The sequence below is a fragment of the Streptomyces sp. BK239 genome (assembly GCF_004217285.1).
In the GTDB taxonomy this organism is placed as follows: domain Bacteria; phylum Actinomycetota; class Actinomycetes; order Streptomycetales; family Streptomycetaceae; genus Streptomyces.
The window spans coordinates 310,407-327,954 of sequence record NZ_SHKS01000006.1; the positions used below are offsets into that span (position 1 = coordinate 310,407).

The 17,548-nt window shown below is 72.2% G+C and carries 13 protein-coding genes, 1 tRNA gene and 1 pseudogene; 7 read left to right on the top strand and 8 right to left on the bottom strand.

The features are described 5' to 3' along the window. The first annotated feature begins 10 nt into the window (after positions 1–10). The 3 genes from EV567_RS20665 (at position 11) to EV567_RS20675 (ending at position 3,378) form a co-directional block, all read left to right on the top strand. The gene (locus EV567_RS20665) at positions 11–1,165 is read left to right on the top strand and encodes a sensor histidine kinase (RefSeq protein WP_130442231.1); all 1,155 of its coding nucleotides are present in this window, start codon (positions 11–13) and stop codon (positions 1,163–1,165) included. Further along, positions 1,162–1,854 (top strand): response regulator transcription factor, encoded by a 693-nt coding sequence (locus EV567_RS20670; RefSeq protein ID WP_130442233.1) that lies wholly within the window; start codon positions 1,162–1,164, stop codon positions 1,852–1,854. The genes EV567_RS20665 and EV567_RS20670 overlap by 4 nt, the downstream gene beginning before the upstream one ends. Before the next feature lie 1,041 nt (positions 1,855–2,895). Next, positions 2,896–3,378: a DUF5994 family protein gene (locus EV567_RS20675; protein ID WP_165430436.1), complete on the top strand. Its 483-nt coding sequence runs from the start codon at positions 2,896–2,898 to the stop codon at positions 3,376–3,378. Between the two features lie 73 nt (positions 3,379–3,451). Here EV567_RS20675 and EV567_RS20680 read toward each other — a convergent pair whose 3' ends face one another. The 5 genes from EV567_RS20680 to EV567_RS20705 all read right to left on the bottom strand — a co-directional run bounded on the left by EV567_RS20680 (position 3,452) and on the right by EV567_RS20705 (position 7,882). Then, entirely contained in the window at positions 3,452–3,799 is a 348-nt protein-coding gene (locus tag EV567_RS20680) for an STAS domain-containing protein (protein ID WP_130442237.1), read from the bottom strand. A gap of 315 nt (positions 3,800–4,114) precedes the next feature. Continuing rightward, complete coding sequence (locus EV567_RS20690) at positions 4,115–4,819, bottom strand: DUF5994 family protein (protein ID WP_130442242.1); 705 nt, start codon at positions 4,817–4,819, stop codon at positions 4,115–4,117. Positions 4,820–4,913: 94 nt separating this feature from the next. After that, positions 4,914–6,107 (bottom strand): PP2C family protein-serine/threonine phosphatase, encoded by a 1,194-nt coding sequence (locus tag EV567_RS20695; protein WP_130442640.1) that lies wholly within the window; start codon positions 6,105–6,107, stop codon positions 4,914–4,916. Positions 6,108–6,236: 129 nt separating this feature from the next. Then, complete coding sequence (locus EV567_RS20700) at positions 6,237–6,749, bottom strand: DUF5994 family protein (protein ID WP_242620929.1); 513 nt, start codon at positions 6,747–6,749, stop codon at positions 6,237–6,239. A 158-nt stretch (positions 6,750–6,907) separates the two neighbouring features. Next, positions 6,908–7,882 (bottom strand): STAS domain-containing protein, encoded by a 975-nt coding sequence (locus EV567_RS20705; protein WP_130442244.1) that lies wholly within the window; start codon positions 7,880–7,882, stop codon positions 6,908–6,910. A 419-nt stretch (positions 7,883–8,301) separates the two neighbouring features. Between EV567_RS20705 and EV567_RS20710 the strand changes: the two are divergent. Beyond that, positions 8,302–8,508: pseudogene (locus tag EV567_RS20710) on the top strand (tyrosine-type recombinase/integrase); the annotation flags it as partial. Positions 8,509–8,576: 68 nt separating this feature from the next. Here the strand turns inward: EV567_RS20710 and EV567_RS20715 are convergent. Next, positions 8,577–8,652, bottom strand: a tRNA-Arg gene (locus EV567_RS20715). A gap of 485 nt (positions 8,653–9,137) precedes the next feature. Here EV567_RS20715 and EV567_RS20720 point away from each other — a divergent pair. Beyond that, on the top strand, positions 9,138–11,411 hold the full coding sequence (locus tag EV567_RS20720) for an ADP-ribosylglycohydrolase family protein (protein WP_130442246.1): 2,274 nt from the start codon (positions 9,138–9,140) through the stop codon (positions 11,409–11,411). 138 nt (positions 11,412–11,549) lie between these two features. On the opposite strand, the gene EV567_RS20725 is transcribed toward EV567_RS20720, so the two are convergent. After that, positions 11,550–13,055, bottom strand: a complete 1,506-nt coding sequence (locus EV567_RS20725; protein WP_130442248.1) for an IclR family transcriptional regulator C-terminal domain-containing protein — start codon at positions 13,053–13,055, stop codon at positions 11,550–11,552. Positions 13,056–13,423: 368 nt separating this feature from the next. Continuing rightward, entirely contained in the window at positions 13,424–14,650 is a 1,227-nt protein-coding gene (locus tag EV567_RS20730; RefSeq protein WP_242620930.1) for a M6 family metalloprotease domain-containing protein, read from the bottom strand. A gap of 524 nt (positions 14,651–15,174) precedes the next feature. Between EV567_RS20730 and EV567_RS20735 the strand changes: the two genes are divergently transcribed. Then, on the top strand, positions 15,175–15,819 hold the full coding sequence (locus EV567_RS20735; RefSeq protein ID WP_207228816.1) for a TetR/AcrR family transcriptional regulator: 645 nt from the start codon (positions 15,175–15,177) through the stop codon (positions 15,817–15,819). Positions 15,820–15,982: 163 nt separating this feature from the next. Then, positions 15,983–17,521 (top strand): MFS transporter, encoded by a 1,539-nt coding sequence (locus EV567_RS20740; RefSeq protein ID WP_130442252.1) that lies wholly within the window; start codon positions 15,983–15,985, stop codon positions 17,519–17,521. Positions 17,522–17,548 lie beyond the last annotated feature (27 nt).

Here is a 17,548-nt window from a genome sequence, read left to right on the forward strand (position 1 = left end):
CGGTCGGGCCATGAAGCCCGAAGGCCAGCGCCACGCCCACGCCCTCGACCTCGTCGCTGCACTGGCCCTCACCGCCGTGTACGTGGGCTTCGCCCGGCTGGCCTCCGACGACGGGCAGCCCGTCTACACGGGGCCGCCCTGGCTCGGCTTGCTGATCGCAGCCATGGTCGGCCTGCCGATCGCCGTGCGCCGCCGTTGGCCCGTCACGGTGCTGACGGCCGTGCTGGCCGCCCTGGCCACGGCGTCGCTCCTCGACATCCCCCGCGAGCCGTACGCCGCCGCCGGGCTCGCGGCCTACCTCGTCGGACTGGCCGAGCCCGCCCGCCGTTCCGTGCCCGCGCTCGCGGTCGCGCTGCCGGTGGCGTGCGGCGCCGTCTACGCCGGGGAAGCGGTGGTCACTCCCAGCGAGGACTGGCGGGGCGCCGTCGGGTTGGCCTCGGTCGTGTTCCTGGTGATCGGAGGGGCGTGGGGCGCGGGGTTCGTCCTGCGCGGGCGCCGGGCCGCAGCCGCCAGGGAACAGCGGCGCCGGTCGGAGCGGGCGCTGATCGAGGAACGTCTGCGGATCGCCCGTGAGCTGCACGACATCGTCTCGCACAACCTCAGCCTGATCGCCGTCAAGGCGGGCGTCGCCGGGCATGTGGCGGAGGCCGACCCGGCGGAGGCGCGGGCCGCCCTCAAGGTCATCGAGGAGACGAGCCGTGCCGCCCTCACCGAGATGCGGCGCACGCTCGGCGTGCTGCGCACCGAGGGCGCGCCCCTCGAACCGGTGCCGGATCTCGACCGACTCGACCGGTTCGCCGCGGAGGCGCACCGGGCCGGCGTGGAGGTCGACCTGACGGTGCGGTCCGTGGAAGGTCTGGCCGGGGGAACGCGGCTGACCGTCTACCGGATCGTCCAGGAGGCCGTCACCAACGTGGTCCGGCACGCCGCCCCGACCCGCTGCCGGGTGAGGGTCGAGGCGGACGCGCGGGAGGTGCGCATCGACATAGTGGACGAGGGCCCGTCGTCCGCGCGCAGCCGAACCGCCCCGGAACTGCCGGGCGGGCATGGCCTCTTGGGGATGCGGGAGCGCGCGATGATGTACGGCGGCAGCTTCGAAGCGGGCCCCCGGCCGGAGGGCGGTTTCGCGGTGTCCGTCCGTCTGCCCGCCGAAGGGAGCCGATGACCGTGACCGATGTGCGCCCCGTCCGGGTGCTGATCGCCGACGACCAGGCGATGGTGCGCGGCAGTTTCCGGGTCCTCGTCGACCACACGCCCGGCATGACGGCCGTGGGCGAGGCCGCGAACGGAGCGGAGGCCGTCGAACTCGCCCGCCGTGAAAGCCCGGACGTCGTCCTGATGGACGTACGCATGCCGGACGTCGACGGCATCGAGGCGACCCGGCGGATCAGCGCCGACCCGGCCCTGTCCGGCGTCCGCGTCCTCATCCTCACCACGTTCGACCTCGACGAGTACGTCTACGCCGCCCTGCGCGCCGGCGCCGCGGGCTTCCTGCTGAAGGACACCCCGCCGATGGAGGTCCTCACCGCCATAGGCGTCGTCGCCGCGGGGGAGGCGCTGCTCGCTCCCTCGGTGACCCGCCGCCTGATAGCGGAGTTCGCCCGCCGCCCGGAGCCGGCCCGCCCACCCAGCCGCTCCCTGGACGCGATCACCGACCGCGAGCTGGAAGTGCTCGGCCTGATCGCCCGAGGTCTGTCCAACACGGAGATCGCGGAACACCTCCACCTGAGCCTGGCCACGGTCAAAACCCACATCGGACGCCTGCTCACCAAACTCCACGCCCGAGACCGAGCCCAACTCGTGATCGTCGCCTACGAGACGGGGGTGACGGGCGTCGGCCGAGGCGGAATGTGAAGCCCGGCCCTGCTGAGGGCGAACGGGGCGGAACTCAAAGAGGGGGCTGTCCCGTATCGATGAAGCTCACCCTCTTCGACGAGTCCGCGTCGGGATCCTGAGGGGCAGTTGGACATGGCCGTCCCGCAGGGGGCGTTTCAGGGTGGTTGAGTCGACGACGGCCGCGCTCGGGCGGTTCAGAGCAGGCTGGGGCTGTTGTCGGTGTCGACGTCGAGGCTGTTGTCGACGCGCTTGCTGTTGTCGATGCGCGTGCTCGCGTCGACGTCCGAACTCACACCGCAGCGGTTGTTGTTCGCCGACTGGGAGGCGTCGCCGCCGGTCGCCTCGCCGCCCGAACCTGTGATGACTCCGGAGGCGTTGCTGCCTCCGTTCGTACCGGTGGCTCCCCCCTTCGGTGACGACCACGATCAACTGGCTCACCAGGCTGTCGCCGCCGGACGCGTCGACGAGGGAGAGGTTCGTCGGGTTGTTGCACTGGATGACGAGCGGAAGGTCGCCGGAGTCGGCCCCCGCGACAGCGGCGCCGGAACCGAATACCGGGGTGCCGAGGGCGAGCACCACGGCCGTGGCGGTGCGAATGACAGGTCCCACGAGTTCTCCTTTCCGAAGGGCGCCCGATTCGGCGCCACAGAGAAAACAACCACCCCACCCGAAAACGGTTCAGGGCCGGCAGCGCCCGGACATCTCAGGCCGAAGAAGGCCGGGGGCATCGAGCGGACGCCGCGACACGGCAAACCGACGACTGCGCAGGGTTCACAGCAGGCCCGGGGCGTTGTCGAACGTGAAATCGGGTCGGGAAGCCCCGTGAACACAGGAGAACTACGGGGTGGTGTTTCCCCAGGCCAGATGCACTCAGACCGACGTCTCTGCAGGTCACGGCCCCGCTCAAGGAAAACTCCTGTGTGCTGGATCCGTTCCCTCGGGGGCGGGGCGGGAGGGCGGGCGCTCTTGCAGACGTCGGTGCGTGTGGCGCCAGGAGTAGCGTGGGAGCTGCGGGGCGGAGTCCCGCGGTCGCACCGGCCCTACAGACGGGTGGTCATTATGACCAGCTCGGATACACCACCTGTCCCCCGGCGTCTGCCCAGTGGCGTCCACGAGGCCGTGCGGCCGGGGTGTGCGCTTCTCCGGCTGGAGACGACCGAATCACGCAAAGGCGTGCTCGACGGCGCGTGGTGGCCGCGCTCGCGCGACATCGGCGCCGAGCTGCCCGCCCTGTTGAGTGCCCTCGTCGCCCACCTCGGCCCCGTGTCCCGTGTGGGGTTGGATGCCGCCGCCTGGGAGGGTCTCCCGACGCGTACCGTCGTGGACGACCACGTGGTGCACGTCGACTCCTTCCCGGTCGGTGACGACACGGTCCTGATCACCCGGGCCGACCGGGACATCTTCTCGCTGCTGGTCGTCCCGCCCGACGCGGCACCGGATGCCGCCCGTGCCGCGATGGCCCAGGCGGTCCGGGCGGACAACGTCAGCGACGCGGAACAGATCCTCATCGACACCGTGAGCGGGCGTGGTCCTGTGGGCTGAAGGGGTGGCGCGGGGCGCGACCGGCGTACGGCTTGACCACGGCGGCCCGTTCCCTGGGGCGCTTCTGCCGACGTCAGGCCCGCTGAGGGCGCGTCCCTCCCGGCCTCATCGGGTAGAGCAGGCCATCGGAGCCCGTGTCCATGAGCAGTCGTTCGGTCTGCGGGGAGGGGTGGTGCAGCAGGAGGAACGCCTGGGCCTCGGCGGCTTGCTCGGACACGTCGAGGAAGACGCTCAGGCCGCTGTCGTCACAGCGGTCGACGGTGGTCAGATCGACGTCGATGAGGGTGATGCCGTCCCGCAGACACTGCTCCAGAGCGGCGCGCATCCGGGGCGCGGTGACGGGGTCGATCACACCGGCCAGGGTGACCAGGGCCCGCGCGCCCCGGTCGTGCCGGTAGATGTTCAGCCGCGGAAGAGTCATGACGCCTCGGTTCAGATGCTCGGATCCTCGGGTGCTCCAGAGCCTGCGTCCACGCCCCGGGCTCGCGTCGCCGCGGGCCGGGCGGGCGGTGGGGCGGGGTGGCCGGGTGGCCTGTCGGACGCCTGGATGCCGGCCCATGGCGCGGGGTGCGTCTGGGGCGCGCCACGGCCACGGCGACCGGGCCGGGGGGTGCTGTACCGGTACGCCGCGATCCTGTCGGCGTGCTGGAGCTTGAGCCGGTGGATCACGTACGCCGCCACTGTGACTAGGGCCAGGAAAGCGATCGCCGTCAGGAAGGCGTTCATGGCGGCCACCTCACATACCGATGATCAGCCGGCTGGCCGGCCCTGGCGGACCGGTCTGTCCGGTGCCGGCCGCGGACACCGCCGAGGCGCCGCCCTCGTACTCCCATGCCTCGTCCGGGTCCAGTGCCTGGTCGGTGGGGGAGACGGCGTGCCGGGCCGCTTCCGCCGCGATCAGCGCGCGGGCGGTCAGGGGTGGGCCGTCGTGGTCGGACGCGGCTGCCAGCAGCCGGGCCGCCGACTCCGCCCCGGTCCCGGGCGGGATGACGAGGAGATCGAAGCGCCCGGTGCCGTAGGAGAGCAGCAGCAGCTTGTGCGGGTCGATCTCCGGCGTGATCCAGCCGACCTTGACGATGTGCCCACTCACGGGGATCTCGCGAGGGATGACCGGCCAGTGCTCCGGGTTGACGGCGATACGGGTGATGCGGCCCCACAGGGGGTCCAGCACGTCGGTGAGCGCCGGCAGTTCACTCAGTAGGTCCCGGGACCGTGGCCACCAGGCTCCGTCCAGCAGCCCGCGGGAGGCGCCGTCGGTCTTCAGCGCGAGACGCGCGGCCGGGGCTGTGACGGGCTCGCGGTGCGGCAGGGTGGGGTACAAGGTCGCCGACATGGCGCAGACCTGTCTCCGGGCCACCTGTGCCGCGGCCCGGGTGTCATCCTTCGCCGGGGACGACCCGGCGTGGAAGCCGGTGTGCGAGATGCCCTCGGTACTGCCCACACTACTCCGCGTTCACGGGCGGCGAGGGGCAGTGGCCGCACGGATGTGCGGTACCTGCCGTCGTGCAACGGTGACGGACGGCGGGGACGAGAGGTCAGCCGCGCCACTCCGCCATGAGCAGCGTCGCGTCGTCGCTGGTCTGTCCGCCGCGCGCCCGTTTGAGCGTGTGGGACAGGGCGCGCGTCACCGCTCGGATGCCGCGGCCTGTCCTCTCCAGATGGTTCACACAGTCGATCAGCTGGTCCTCCCCGAACTCCTCCCCGCCGCTCTTGTGTTCCTCGACCACTCCGTCGGTGAAGCAGAGGACTCGGTCCCCGGGCACCAGCCCCAGTTCGCTCACCCGAGGCTCCGAACCGCCCAGCCCGACGGGAAGGGTCGTCGGGGCGACCAGACGCTGTGCGACGCGGTGGTCGCGGACGAGGATCGGCGGCGGGTGCCCGGCGTTGACCCACTGCACCCGCCCCGTCGTCGTGTCCAGCTGCAGCATCTGCGCAGTGGCGAAGTGCTCGGGACCGAACTGCTCGGCCACGGCGCGGTCCATGAATTCGTAGATCTTCTGCAGTCCGATGCCGGCGCGGCGGGCGTGGCGGTAGGCGCCGATGGCCACGGTGGCCATCGCGGCCGCGTCCAGTCCGTGCCCCATCGCGTCGATCATGACCACGTGGAGGACGTCGCCGTTCAGCGCGTAGTCGAAGCTGTCGCCGCCCACGTCGTAGGCGGGCTCCAGGATCCCGGCGACGGCGACCCGGGGCATGATCATGGCCAGCGGTGGCAGCAGGGACCACTGGATCTCCGCGGCGACGCTCATCCCCTCATCGCGTCGGACGTCGAAGAACAGGTCGGAATAGCCGTGCTTGGTCACCAGAAGGTCGGCCACCAGGCCGGAGATTCTGAGCAGCAGACGACGGTCGTCGTCATCGACGCTGTCCAGCGTCACCGCCATGACCCCCACCTGGTCACCGCCGTCCAGCAGGGGCAGATGGACCCGGACGCCGTCCTCCTGGGGCACCTCGACAGGGACGGCGTCGAGAAAGCAGCGGCCCGCCTCGGAGCCGTCGATCACCTGGGGTTCCCCGCCGGTGAGTCCCTCACCGGGCAGCGGTACGAGCACCATCTGGCCGTAGTCCTGCAACAGCACCTGCGGACGGCGGCCGCCGAGCCGGTCCACCACGTCGGCGACCAGGGGCCCGATGAGATGGGGCGGGAGTTCGTGCGCGCTGTCGAGGATCTTTCCGAGGAGCGCTTCCCCGAAGCTTTCGGACCGGTCCGGGCGCCGTCCTGCTGTCAGCCCCTCACCTTCCGCGGTCACGCTTCGGGCGGGGGCGGGCCGGGGTGACAACGGATCTGTCGGTGCCATGGCTCCATCATGCGGTCGTGGACGCCCGTCCCGCCGGTCGGGCGGAGCCGGCCGGGCTGCTCACCTGGGTCCGGCTCCTCCTTCCGACTCCCATGTGTCCTGTCCGTCGAGGCCGCTCTCGGCGAGTGCCAGCAGGCGCGGAGCCGACAGCGGGTTCGCGGGGTCGGCAGCAGCGGTCAGCAGCCGGGTGGCCACTCGGGCCGGCTCGTCCGGGGGGATCACCAGCAGTTCCCAGCGCCCCACGGTGCCGCAGTCCACGGTGATGGCGTGCGCTTCGGCGGCGGAATCGGTCAGTACCACCTCGATCACGTGGCCGGGTGCCATCACCTCCTGCGGGGCATCGGGCCAAGAGGCCGTCCCCACGGTCACGCGGGTGATGGTGCCGATGCCCGGATCCAAGGAGCCGACCAGCACGGGCAGCTCCAGTTCCAGTGCGTCGCAGCGCGGCCACCATGCGCCGTCCAGCGGGCCATGGCTGACGTCCGGCGTGAGGCGCAGCCGGGGCCAGGGCATGCGGTAGGAGTGCCCGTCACCTGGCGCCGTACCCTCGGCGGGCTTTGAGATGGCGTTCATCGTGCGATCCCGTTCCGGGCCGTGCGGTTTCCGGCTGCCCGTGTCGTGTCACTCGCCGGGAACGGCGCCACAGTCATAGTGCGCCCGGAAGTTCTCGGTATGTCCCAGATTACTCCCGGCTGTGGCAGGCGGTGGCGCGCAGCCATCGCACTGCCGCATCACCGGCGTGCCGAGGGCTGTCCTTCGGCGGACAAGGTCAGCACGCAGGGGGCGACGGCGCCGTGCAGCCCCACGACCTCACCCATGTTCTGCCAGCCCCAGGACGAGAAGGCGGCTTGTCCTGCCTGGTCGGCAGAATGCAGCAGGGTGACCCCGAGGGAGCAGTGCAGGTCTGTGAGCAGACGCTGCTGCAGCCGGCGGGCGATGTCGCGGTGCTGTGCGTGCGGATGGGCCACGACCTGGGTGAGGACGACGAACCGTGCCCGGGAAGTGAGCCGCTGGACGATCTCCTGGAGCGTTCCGTCCCCCTGCCGGCCGTCGGAGCCGTCAGAGCCCGCCGGAAAACCGAAGGCGCAACCGACCAGCACCGTCGTCTCGGCGACCAGCAGTGCGAAGCCGGGACGGTGGGCGGTGACCGCCAAGTAGTGCAGGAAGTCTCCGCGGTCGTGGTATGCCTCTCCGACGGTGCCCGCGACGGACTCCGCAGCCAGGTCGGCGATGTCCTCGCGCATGTCTTCTGCCTGCCGGCGGGTCAGCCGGCGAAGGCGGATACCGTCCCTGAGGACCGGCTGGTCCGGCCGACGAGCGGGGTCCTCGGGCACCCGCGTCGCGGTACTCATGAGGTCGCCGGATGCGGTGGGCGGCACGGGACTCACGGGGGCCGTAAGGAGCAACGAAGTCGATCCGGTGGCATCGAGGAGTTGGGCGATCTGAGCGCACGGATGGTGCAGCCGCAGGCGAGCGTGGACCCGGCCGGCGCGCCGTGCTGCCGACAGGAGGACGTCCAAGCCCCTGGCGTCGCAGGAGCCGACCGTGGTCAGGTCGATGTCGATCTCGGTGACGCCGTCCAGCAGACATTGCTCCACTGCGGCTCGCAGCAGCGGCGTCGTGGTCGGCCCGATGTCGCCGGCAAGCGTGACGAGCGTTCGCTCTCCTCGGTTCCGCCGATGGATGTCCAGCCGGGAAAGGGCCATCACCTCTCTCCTCGGCGGGGTTGTGGACCTGCGCGGGAGCTCAGCGCGGCTCCTGCCGTGATCAGCTCGCTGAGTTGCTTCGACCGCGGCGGACATGGTGCCGACCCGTCTCCGCGCCGACCACGGGGGCGGCCCGGATTCACTCGTCTCTCGCCGAGGACGACCCGGCGTGGGGGCCGGAGTGCGTGATGCCCTCGGTACTTCAACCGTACGTCGGCCGCAACCGGAAGCGGCAGCGTCGAAGGACGCGCACCTCACAGCCGAGGGCCGGCGGGGTAAGGGCAGGGGCGCCACCCCGCCCCTGCCCTGTCGCTGCAGGTGCCACTGGACGCGCGCCGGCTCTGGGACCAGCACCGGCCGCCGCGCAGTGCCCTGAAATCCAGCACAGCGCTACCGTCCGCGATCGAAGCCGGACGGCAGTCATCCGGCTCCACGACGCCCGCCACGGCACCGCCACCCTCCTCACGGCGGCCGGAGTCGCGCCCCGCGTCGTGATGGAGATCCTCGGGCACAGCCAGATCAGCATCACCATGGATGTCTACACGCACGTCGTCCAGGACACGCAGCGCGAAGCCATGAGCCACATGGACCGGCTCCTCAGGAAACGGTGCCCCGGTCGTGGCTGACCGCTCGCGTTGATGTCAGAAGTAGATGTCAAAGGCCCCGGACCATGATCGGTCCGGGGCCTTCTGGCTGGTGCCCCCGGCAGGATTCGAACCTGCGACACCCGCTTTAGGAGAGCGGTGCTCTATCCCCTGAGCTACGAAGGCGGGGCTTGGGCGAAACCGTGGTCACGCCCTGAGCGACCCGGGGCGAGCTGCCGTGTCGAGGAGGTGGGCTGAGGGCCCACGACGCATGTCACAGCGCCCGCCGGGGCGCTCGGTCCACAGGTTACCGGATCAGGGCTCGGTTGGGCGCTGGCGTCGGGAAGCCGGGTGCTGAGGTGGTCAGGCCGTGTGCCTCGGCCCTCGGCAATCCCCCTGCCCGAGAAGTCGAAGGGTCGTGCCCTCCGCCGACGAGGTGCAGGCGTCCCGCAATAGCCGGGACTCCAATCGTCTCATTGACGATAAGTGGCGGGCTGTGCCAAGCTGGCGGGGCGTCAACGTGCGGACAGTTGCGCTGTTTTCGGGACTTCTTCGCCCGCGCCCCCCGGCGCTTCCGTCTCGCACTGCCGCCTGCCCCGTCCCGTCCCGTCCCGTCACCGTCCGTCCGGCCCGCCTCTCCCGCGCGCCGCCGCACCTCACGGAGCCCCCCGATGGCCCATGCCCGCGTTCCGCACCCCCCACTCGACGCGCACAGCGTCGACCGGGCCGCCGGTGTACTTCTCGGTGCGGCCGTGGGTGACGCGCTGGGCGTGCCCTACGAGTTCGAGGCGCGACTGCGCGACGACCAGCAGCCGCGGATGATCGGCGGCGGGCTGGGGCCGTACGAGCCCGGCGAGTACTCCGACGACACCCAGATGCAGGTCTGCATCGCCGAGGTCGCGGCCACCGGCGCGGACCTGCGCACCCCCGAGGCTCTCGACGCGATCGCCGTCAACTTCCAGAAGTGGCTGAGCGGCGGCGCGAGCGACGTCGGCGCGCAGACCCGCACCGTTCTGGGCGCAGCCGCTCGTGCCGGTGGAGCGCCGGGCGCGGCACTGCTCGACGCCGCCCGCCGCTTCAGCGCCGGCAACGAACGCGCCGCCGGCAACGGTTCGCTCATGCGCACCGGGATCGTCGCCCTGAGTCACCTGGGTGACCCCGAGGCGATGGCCGAGGCCGCCGTCGCCGTCAGCGCGCTCACCCATCCGGACCCGGACTGCGCCGACGCCTGCGTGCTGTGGTGCTCGGGCATCCGCACCGCGGTACTCGACGGCACGTTCGACGGTGTGCGCGCCGGCCTGGACCTGATACCGGCGGAGCGCCGAAGCGTGTGGGCGCGACGGCTGGACGAGGCGGAGGCCCACCCGCCGCACCACTTCACCAACAACGGCTGGGTCGTCCACGCGCTGCAGGCCGCCTGGTCGGCGATCACCCGCACGGCAGTTCCCGAACCGTCGCCGCCACAAGGGGAGTTCCCGGCCCAGCACCTTCGCCTCGCCCTGGAGGCGGCGGTGCGGGCCGGCACGGACACGGACACCGTCGCGGCGATCGCCGGCGCACTGCTCGGCGCGCGCTGGGGCTGCTCGGGCGTCCCCCTGGAGTGGCAGCGGGTCGTCCACGGCTGGCCCGGCCACACCGGGGCAGACCTGGTCCGGCTGGCGGTGCTCACCGCCCGCGGCGGGAAGGACGAGGCCCAGGGCCGGCCCTCGCCGCCTCACGAGGCGGCGGAGTTCGTCGAGCGGGATCAGACCCGGCGTCCTAAGGCGTTCGACGAGAGCAGGAAGCCGGAGCGGGACCGGACCGCGGAGCCGGGGCGGCCCGGGGACTTCCTGAAGGAGAAGACGGCCCTCTCCCGGGTGCGCGGCCTGCTGCTCGGACTGGCCGTCGGGGACACCCTCGGCGCCGCCGGGGGGAAGCTGCCGTCCGGCGTCCCGTTGCGAGCCGGGGTCTCGACTCAGCTGGCTTGCTTCACCGCCGAGGGCACGATCCGTGCTCTCGTGCGCAGCGCCCACAGGGGCCTCGGGCCGACCCCGGGTGTGGTGTTCCACGCCTACTGCCGGTGGGCCGCCCTGCAGGGCATCGAGTCCGAGCGGATGCGGAGCCGCTGGGTCGGGGCGAAGGACGACAGGGTGTGGCCGGACGGCTGGCTCGCCCAGGTGCCCGTGCTGGCCCAACGACGCGGTTCCGCACCGGCGACCGTCACCGCCCTCTCCCGGGTCGAGCCCGGCGGCATGGGAAGTCCGACGGCCAGCCGCGGCTGCCACGCGCTCACCCGCGCTCTTCCTGCCGCTGTGGCGGGCACCGCTGTGGTCGACGGCGCGAAGGCGTCAGCCTATTGGGCACGCGAGATCGCCGCCTTCACACACGGCGACTCCGCCGCGCAGTCCGCGGCGGCGCATGCGGTCGTACTGGCGGGGCACTGCCTGACCAGCGGACCAGACATGCGGGAGAGCCCGACCGGCGGGCGGTCGCAGGTACGGCAAGCGCTGCTGGAGGGCCTTCACGCCCTTGACGAGGTTGACGATCCCGGCCTCACCGCCGATGAACGCGATCGACTGCACGCGGCGCTCGAGCAGGCCGACGAACGTCCCGGCGAGGCGGCGCGGCTCGCGCACCTCGCCCCGGACGCCACCGCGCCCTCGGCACTGCTCGGCGGTCTGTACGTCGCGGCTTCGTTCCCCGACCGGGACCAGGTGGACGCGGCTCTGCGCTTCGCCGCCCAGGCGCCCGACGGCGACTCGGTGGCCTGTGTGGCCGGGGCGTTCCTCGGTGCCGCGCACGGCGCCGAGGCGTTGCCCGTCGACCTGGTCAGCCGCCACGAACTGGCCTGGGTTCTCGACACCCTGGCCCGCGATCTCATCGCCCAGCTCACCGACTCCCCCAGTGGCGGCGAGTACACCGGTGGTTGGGATCCTCACTGGCAGGGCCGCTACCCGGGGTGGTGATCCACCGGCTGGGGAGTCCGGAGCATCGGACGACCCGCCGTGCGTCGGCCGGACGAGGTCCTGGGTGCAGGCTGTTCCACCTGCGGGTTCTTTCGCTCGGGCGAGAGCCCCCCTGTCCCGCCCTTCTTCGAGGGCGGCTCAGGCCGACGGGACTCGGGTGAAGCGGGATGTCATGTGGAGGTCCGATTCGATGCGGGCCGCTGTCGTCCGTAGGCGGGGGAGGAGGTCGCGTTCGCATTCCTCCGGGGTGCGGCGGGCCGCGTGGGTGGTCATGGTCAGGGCCGCGACCGTGCGGCCGGCGCGGTCGTGGACGGGGACGGCCAGGGCGCGCAGGCCCTCCTCCCACTGCTCGTCGACCAGGGTGTGCGGGGTGTCCTCCAGGAGCAGGCGGCCCGCCGCCGTCTCGCGGGCCGGCAGGTGCGTGCCGGGTTCTATGGACACGCTCATGACGTGACGGGCCTGCGCGCCGGCCGTGCAGCGGATCTCGTCGCCGGAGGGCGTGAGGACCGCCAGCCACGTCGACTCCTGGATCAGGTCCGTCAGGTTCTTCAGGTGGGGAGCAGCGATGCGGGGGAGCGTGGTGCGGGACAGGGGTGGGAAGCCCAGGGCCAGGACTCGGGGCGTCAGGGAGAAGGCGCCGGACGGCGAGCGGGTCACCAGGCCCAGGTGCTCGTACGTGATCAGGGCCCGGCGTGCCGTCGCCCTCGTCAGACCCGTCGCCCTCGCCGCCTCCGCCAGGGTCAGCCCGGGTCTTCCCTCGTCGAACGCCGTCAGCACCGTCAGGCCCCTGGCCAGGGACTCGATGAACTCGCGGCCCAGTTCCTGCTTGGAAGCGCCCGTCCACAGAGCCAGGGGCGAGGGGGGTGACATGGGCTGTGGAGGAGCGCTCTCGTGCAGGGCTCGCTGCATCGCGTCCGCCGCCTTCCGCAGGCGGGGCAGAAGCGTCGCCCGCAGGTCCTCGGCCGTATGACGGCTCGTGTGGCTCACCACGCTCGCCACGCAGGCGATCCGGGACGTGCCGGGGTGCCGTACCGGGACCGACACCGCCACCAGGCCCGGTTCGATCAGCTGGTCGTCCAGCGCCCAGCCGTCCCGCGCCGCCTGGTCGGTCCGGCGGGCGAAGTCCTGTTCGAGCGTCGCGTTCGGGGCGCGTGGGGGGAGCGCCGGGAAGTCCCTGCCGTCCGGGTCCGTCGTGCGGCGGGAGCGCCAGCGGGTCCAGTCGTCGTCGGCCCATTCCGTCGCGAACAGCGGTCCGGGCGCGGTGCGTTCGGCGGGGAGCAGGTCGCCGATGCGGAAGCTCAGGGACATCGCACGGCGGCGGGTCGCCTGGTGGATGAAGCGGATGCCGTCCCGGTCGGCGACCGCGAGGGAGACGGACTCGTCGAGTTCGTCCGCGAGTTGGTCCGCCCGGCCGCCGAGCAGGGCGGGGAGGCGGAGGGCCGCCAGGTAGGCGTTGCCCAACTCCAGCACGGGCGGCGCGAGTACGACGTCCCTGCCGTCCAGGCGGACGTGACCCATGCGGGCCAGGGTCGCCGCGATGCGGTCGACCGTGGAGCGGGCCAGCCCGGTGGCCCGCTCCAGACCGCTCAGGCTCATCGTGCCGCCCGCCGCCGTCAGCTCCCGGAGCACGGCGATCCCCCGCATCAACGGTGCGACAGCCTCCTGCGGGGCCGCCGCATCACCCGTGTCGACGGCATCATCCGGTGCGGTCGCACCATCCGGCGCCACCGCGTCATCCGGGGCGATCGCATCCTTCGGGACGGCGACTGCCGCGACGGCGACTTCCGGCACGGCCACCTTCCGCCCAGCCGCCCCCGGCGTCCCGCGCCCTCCCCCCGGGGACCGTAGCGGTCCGTTCGGCCTCGGCGGATCCCCGGCGGGCGTGGGCGTGTTCGCGGACATGAGCTTCGGTTCTCCGATACGGGGGTGCGGCGATACGACTGTGCGGCGCGATACGGCAGTACGGCGGTGGCGGCAGGCCCCACCGTAATGCGCGGCCGTCCGGCCCTCGCCTACGACCGTGTCACCCGCACCCGGTAGTTCCCCTCCAGGTCGGCCGCCGTCACCGCGACGCGCAGGCCCTGCTCAGGGTCCTCGAACGTCTCACCCGGCGCGAACGGCGCGTCGGACAGCTCGGCGTGCACGTTGGGGCTCCGGGTGCAGCCGCCGCTGTCGCGGTGGGCGTCCTGGACGCGCACCGGGCCCATGCCGGTGTCCACCTCCGCGTCGATCTTGTAGACGAGGACGCCGGGACGGCACACCGTCTCGTCGTTGCCGCCACGCGCGCGCAGTTCGAACGCGTAGCTGGTGCGACGGTCGATCGGTACGACGATCAGCTTGGGGCCGCCGGCACGGTAGAGCGGCGTGAGGGTGTACTCGACGGTGCCGCTCGCGCTCGCGCAGCGCACCTGGTCGGTGTCCAGCCAGCCCAGCTTCCACTTGTGCCAGCCGAGCAGGTCGTTGTTGGACCCCCAGTCCTCGCTCATGATGTCCCAGTGGCCGACCGCGCCCCCGCCCTCCTGGGTGTACAGGTCGGGCAGGCCGAAGACATGGCCGTTCTCGTGGGGGAGGACCCGGTAGCCGGTGCGGTCGTAGGTGCCGGAGCCGTCGTCCTGGCGGGAGTAGACGAAGGACGCGTTGGCGACGGGGACGCCGTCGGCCACCGGGGCCTCGGTGTTGCCGGCGAACGTCACCGACAGGACCGTGTCCAGCGCGGAGGGGCCGGCGTTGGGGGTGACCAGCACGTTCACCAGGTCGTACGAGCGGAAGTCCACCTCGGGGTCGGCGGCGGCCACGATGTCCTGGATCAGCCGCCGGTAGCCGGGGTCGAAGGGCGCCCCGCGCTCCATGCCGTACTCCTCGAAGGACTTGGGCATGCGCAGCCAGCCGGGGACCGGGGTGTCGGGGCGGTAGTCGAGGCGGCCGTAGGACGCGGTGCGGAACCACTCCTGGGTCTGCGGGAAGAACTCGCGGTAGCGGTCCAGCGCGTTGCCCGCGCCCGGCGCGTCGGAGAAGTCGATCATCAGCGTGAGGGCGCGGACGGTGCCCGTGGAGCGTGCGTAGCCGACGGGCGTCGGAACGCCCTCCGACATCTGCACGGTGGGGCTGCCGTAGATCAGGCAAGGAGCGTGGGCGGCGGTGCGGGCGGGGGAAACAGGGCCGGCCCCGCCCGTCGCCGGGTTCGGGGGGAGCCGTCCGGAGCCCGCGGAGGTGCTCACCGCCAGGGTCAGAGCCGTCACGGACGCGAGCGCGGCCGCCCGGCGGGTGCGTATCCGACGGCGGGGCGCGCGGGGCAGGGCGGCAGGGAGCCCGTCCCCCGAGGAGGCCGACGGCGCCTCCGCGGCAGGACCGCCGGGGCGCGCGCCTTCCCCCGCTTCCGCGGCAGGAGCGGTGGGGCGCGCACCGTCCCCCGCTTCCCCGGCGGGAGCGACAGCCCGCCTGCCGTCCCCCCGCAGCCGTCCCGGCCCGGCGCTCGTCTCGGGGCGCTCGGGCTGCGGCTGCATGCGGGGACCCTTCGCTCCGGCAGCCGCCGGTCACCGGCTGCACCCTCGGCATCACCCTCCGTCGCCACGTGGTGGCGCGCGCGTTGAGGCGGCCGATCGTGGGTTACCGGAAGGTAGGCCGAGAGTGACTCAGGTCACAGGAAAAGGGTTCGGCTCTCGGAATTAACGGGGACTGTTCCCCCGTTTAGCCAGTGTCCGAGCGAAACGGGGAACGCTTCCCCGGTTCGGTCCAAGGATCAACCGGTTCGAAGGAGTGCACCGTGCAGACCGTCCACCCCGTGACGCGCAAGGCGACCCGGCCGCGCGCCGACGCCCTGCGCAACCGGGAGCGGATCGTCACCGCCGCCCGCGAGATGTTCGTCGAACTCGGCCCCGACGTGCCGCTCGACGACATCGCCCGCCGGGCCGGCGTCGGCAACGCCACGGTGTACCGCAACTTCCCCGACCGCGACGCGCTGATCCGCGAGGTCGTCTGCTCCGTCATGGACCGGACGGCCGAGGCGGCCCGGCAGGCGCTCGCGGAGACCGGCGACGCCTTCGGCGCGCTGGAGCGCTTCGTGCACGAGGCCGCCGACGAGCGCATCGGCGCGCTGTGCCCGATGTCCGCCAGTACGTTCGACGAGAACCACCCCGACCTCGTGGCCGCCCGGCTCCGCGCCGAGCAGCTGATCGACGAGGTCATGGAGCGCGCCCGGCAGGCGGGGCAGCTCCGCGCCGACGTGGGCATCGGGGACCTGATGGTCGCCGTGGCCCAGCTCAGCCGCCCGCCGGCCGGCACCGCCTGCCTGAGCGCCGACCGTTTCGTCCACCGCCATCTTCAGCTGTTCCTGGACGGACTGCGGGCCCCGGCCCGATCCGTTCTGCCGGGCGCGGCCGTGACCATGGAGGACCTCCGCCAGGCCTGACCCACCTGAGTCACCTCACCCATCCGACCTACGTCACCCAGCCAGCCCCGAGCTGATCCGCGTCAGCCCGCAGACCTTCCGGCCGTCGCCGTTGCCGTGTCGTCGACGCGCCGCGCCTTTTCCCGTCTTTTTTCCGTCACGCAGTCCCGAAGTGGGTACCTCCATGTCTGAAACAGCCAGCAAGGCTCCCGGCGCCGTCCAGGCGGACCCGGGCCGCTGGAAAGCGCTCGTCTTCATCGCGCTGGCCCAGCTGATGGTCGTCCTCGACGCCACCATCGTGAACATCGCCCTGCCTTCCGCCCAGCAGGACCTGGGCATCTCCGACGGCAACCGGCAGTGGGTCGTCACTGCCTACGCCCTCGCCTTCGGCGGTCTGCTCCTCTTCGGCGGCCGGATCGCCGACCTGTGGGGCCGCAAGCGGGCCTTCGTCGTCGGCCTGGCCGGTTTCGCCGCCGCCTCCGCGCTGGGCGGCGCGGCCACCAACGAGGCGATGATGTTCGGCGCCCGCGCACTCCAGGGCGTGTTCGGCGCGCTGCTCGCGCCCGCCGCGCTCTCCCTGCTCGCCGTGATGTTCACCGACGCCAAGGAGCGCGCCAAGGCGTTCGGCATCTACGGCGCGATCGCGGGCGGCGGCGGCGCCGTCGGCCTGATCCTCGGCGGCTTCCTCACCGAGTACCTGGACTGGCGCTGGACGTTCTTCGTGAACATCCCCTTCGCCGTCGTCGCCGCGGCCGGCGCGTACTTCGTCATCCGTGAGCCGGAGGGCGGCCGCAACCGCTCGCCGCTCGACATCCCCGGCGTCATCCTGTCCACCCTGGGCCTGGTCGCTCTGGTGTACGGCTTCACGCGCGCCGAGTCCGAGGGCTGGAGCGACTCCCTGACCATCGGCATGTTCGTCGCGTCCGGTGTGCTGCTGCTGGCGTTCGTGCTGGTCGAGGCGAAGGTCAAGGCCCCGCTGCTGCCCCTGCGTGTGGTCACCGAGCGCAACCGCGGCGGCGTCTACCTCTCGCTCGGCCTGGCGATCATCGCCATGTTCGGCCTGTTCCTCTTCCTTACCTACTACCTGCAGGTCGTGAAGGGCTACACGCCGGTGAAGACCGGCTTCGCCTTCCTGCCGATGATCGTGGGCATGATCACCGGGTCCACCCAGATCGGCGCCCGGCTGATGACCCGGGTCCCGCCGCGGCTGCTGATGGGCCCCGGCTTCCTGGTCGCCGCCCTCGGCATGCTGCTGCTGACCCGCATGGAGATCGGCTCCTCCTACGCGACCCTGCTGCTGCCGGCGATGCTGCTGCTCGGCCTGGGTATGGGCTCGGCGTTCATGCCGGCCATGTCTCTGTCCACGCAGGGCGTCCAGGCCCGGGACGCCGGTGTCGCCTCCGCGATGGTCAACACCTCGCAGCAGGTGGGCGGCGCGATCGGCACCGCCCTGCTGAACACCGTCGCCGCGTCCGCGACCACGTCGTACATCACGGACCACATGGCCTCGGCGACCTCCGCTCCGCAGCGGCAGCTGGTCCAGCTGGAGGGCATGGTGCACGGCTACACCAACGCGATCTGGTTCGCCGTCGGCATCCTGGTCACCGCCGCGGTGATCGCCCTGACCCTCGTCAACGCCGGCAAGCCGGACATGGGCGCGGTGACCGGCTCCGACGCGCAGGACGCCGACGACGCGGTGCCGGTCCCGGTGGTCGCCCACTGACCCCCGGCCGCTAGTGCCGTGACCGGA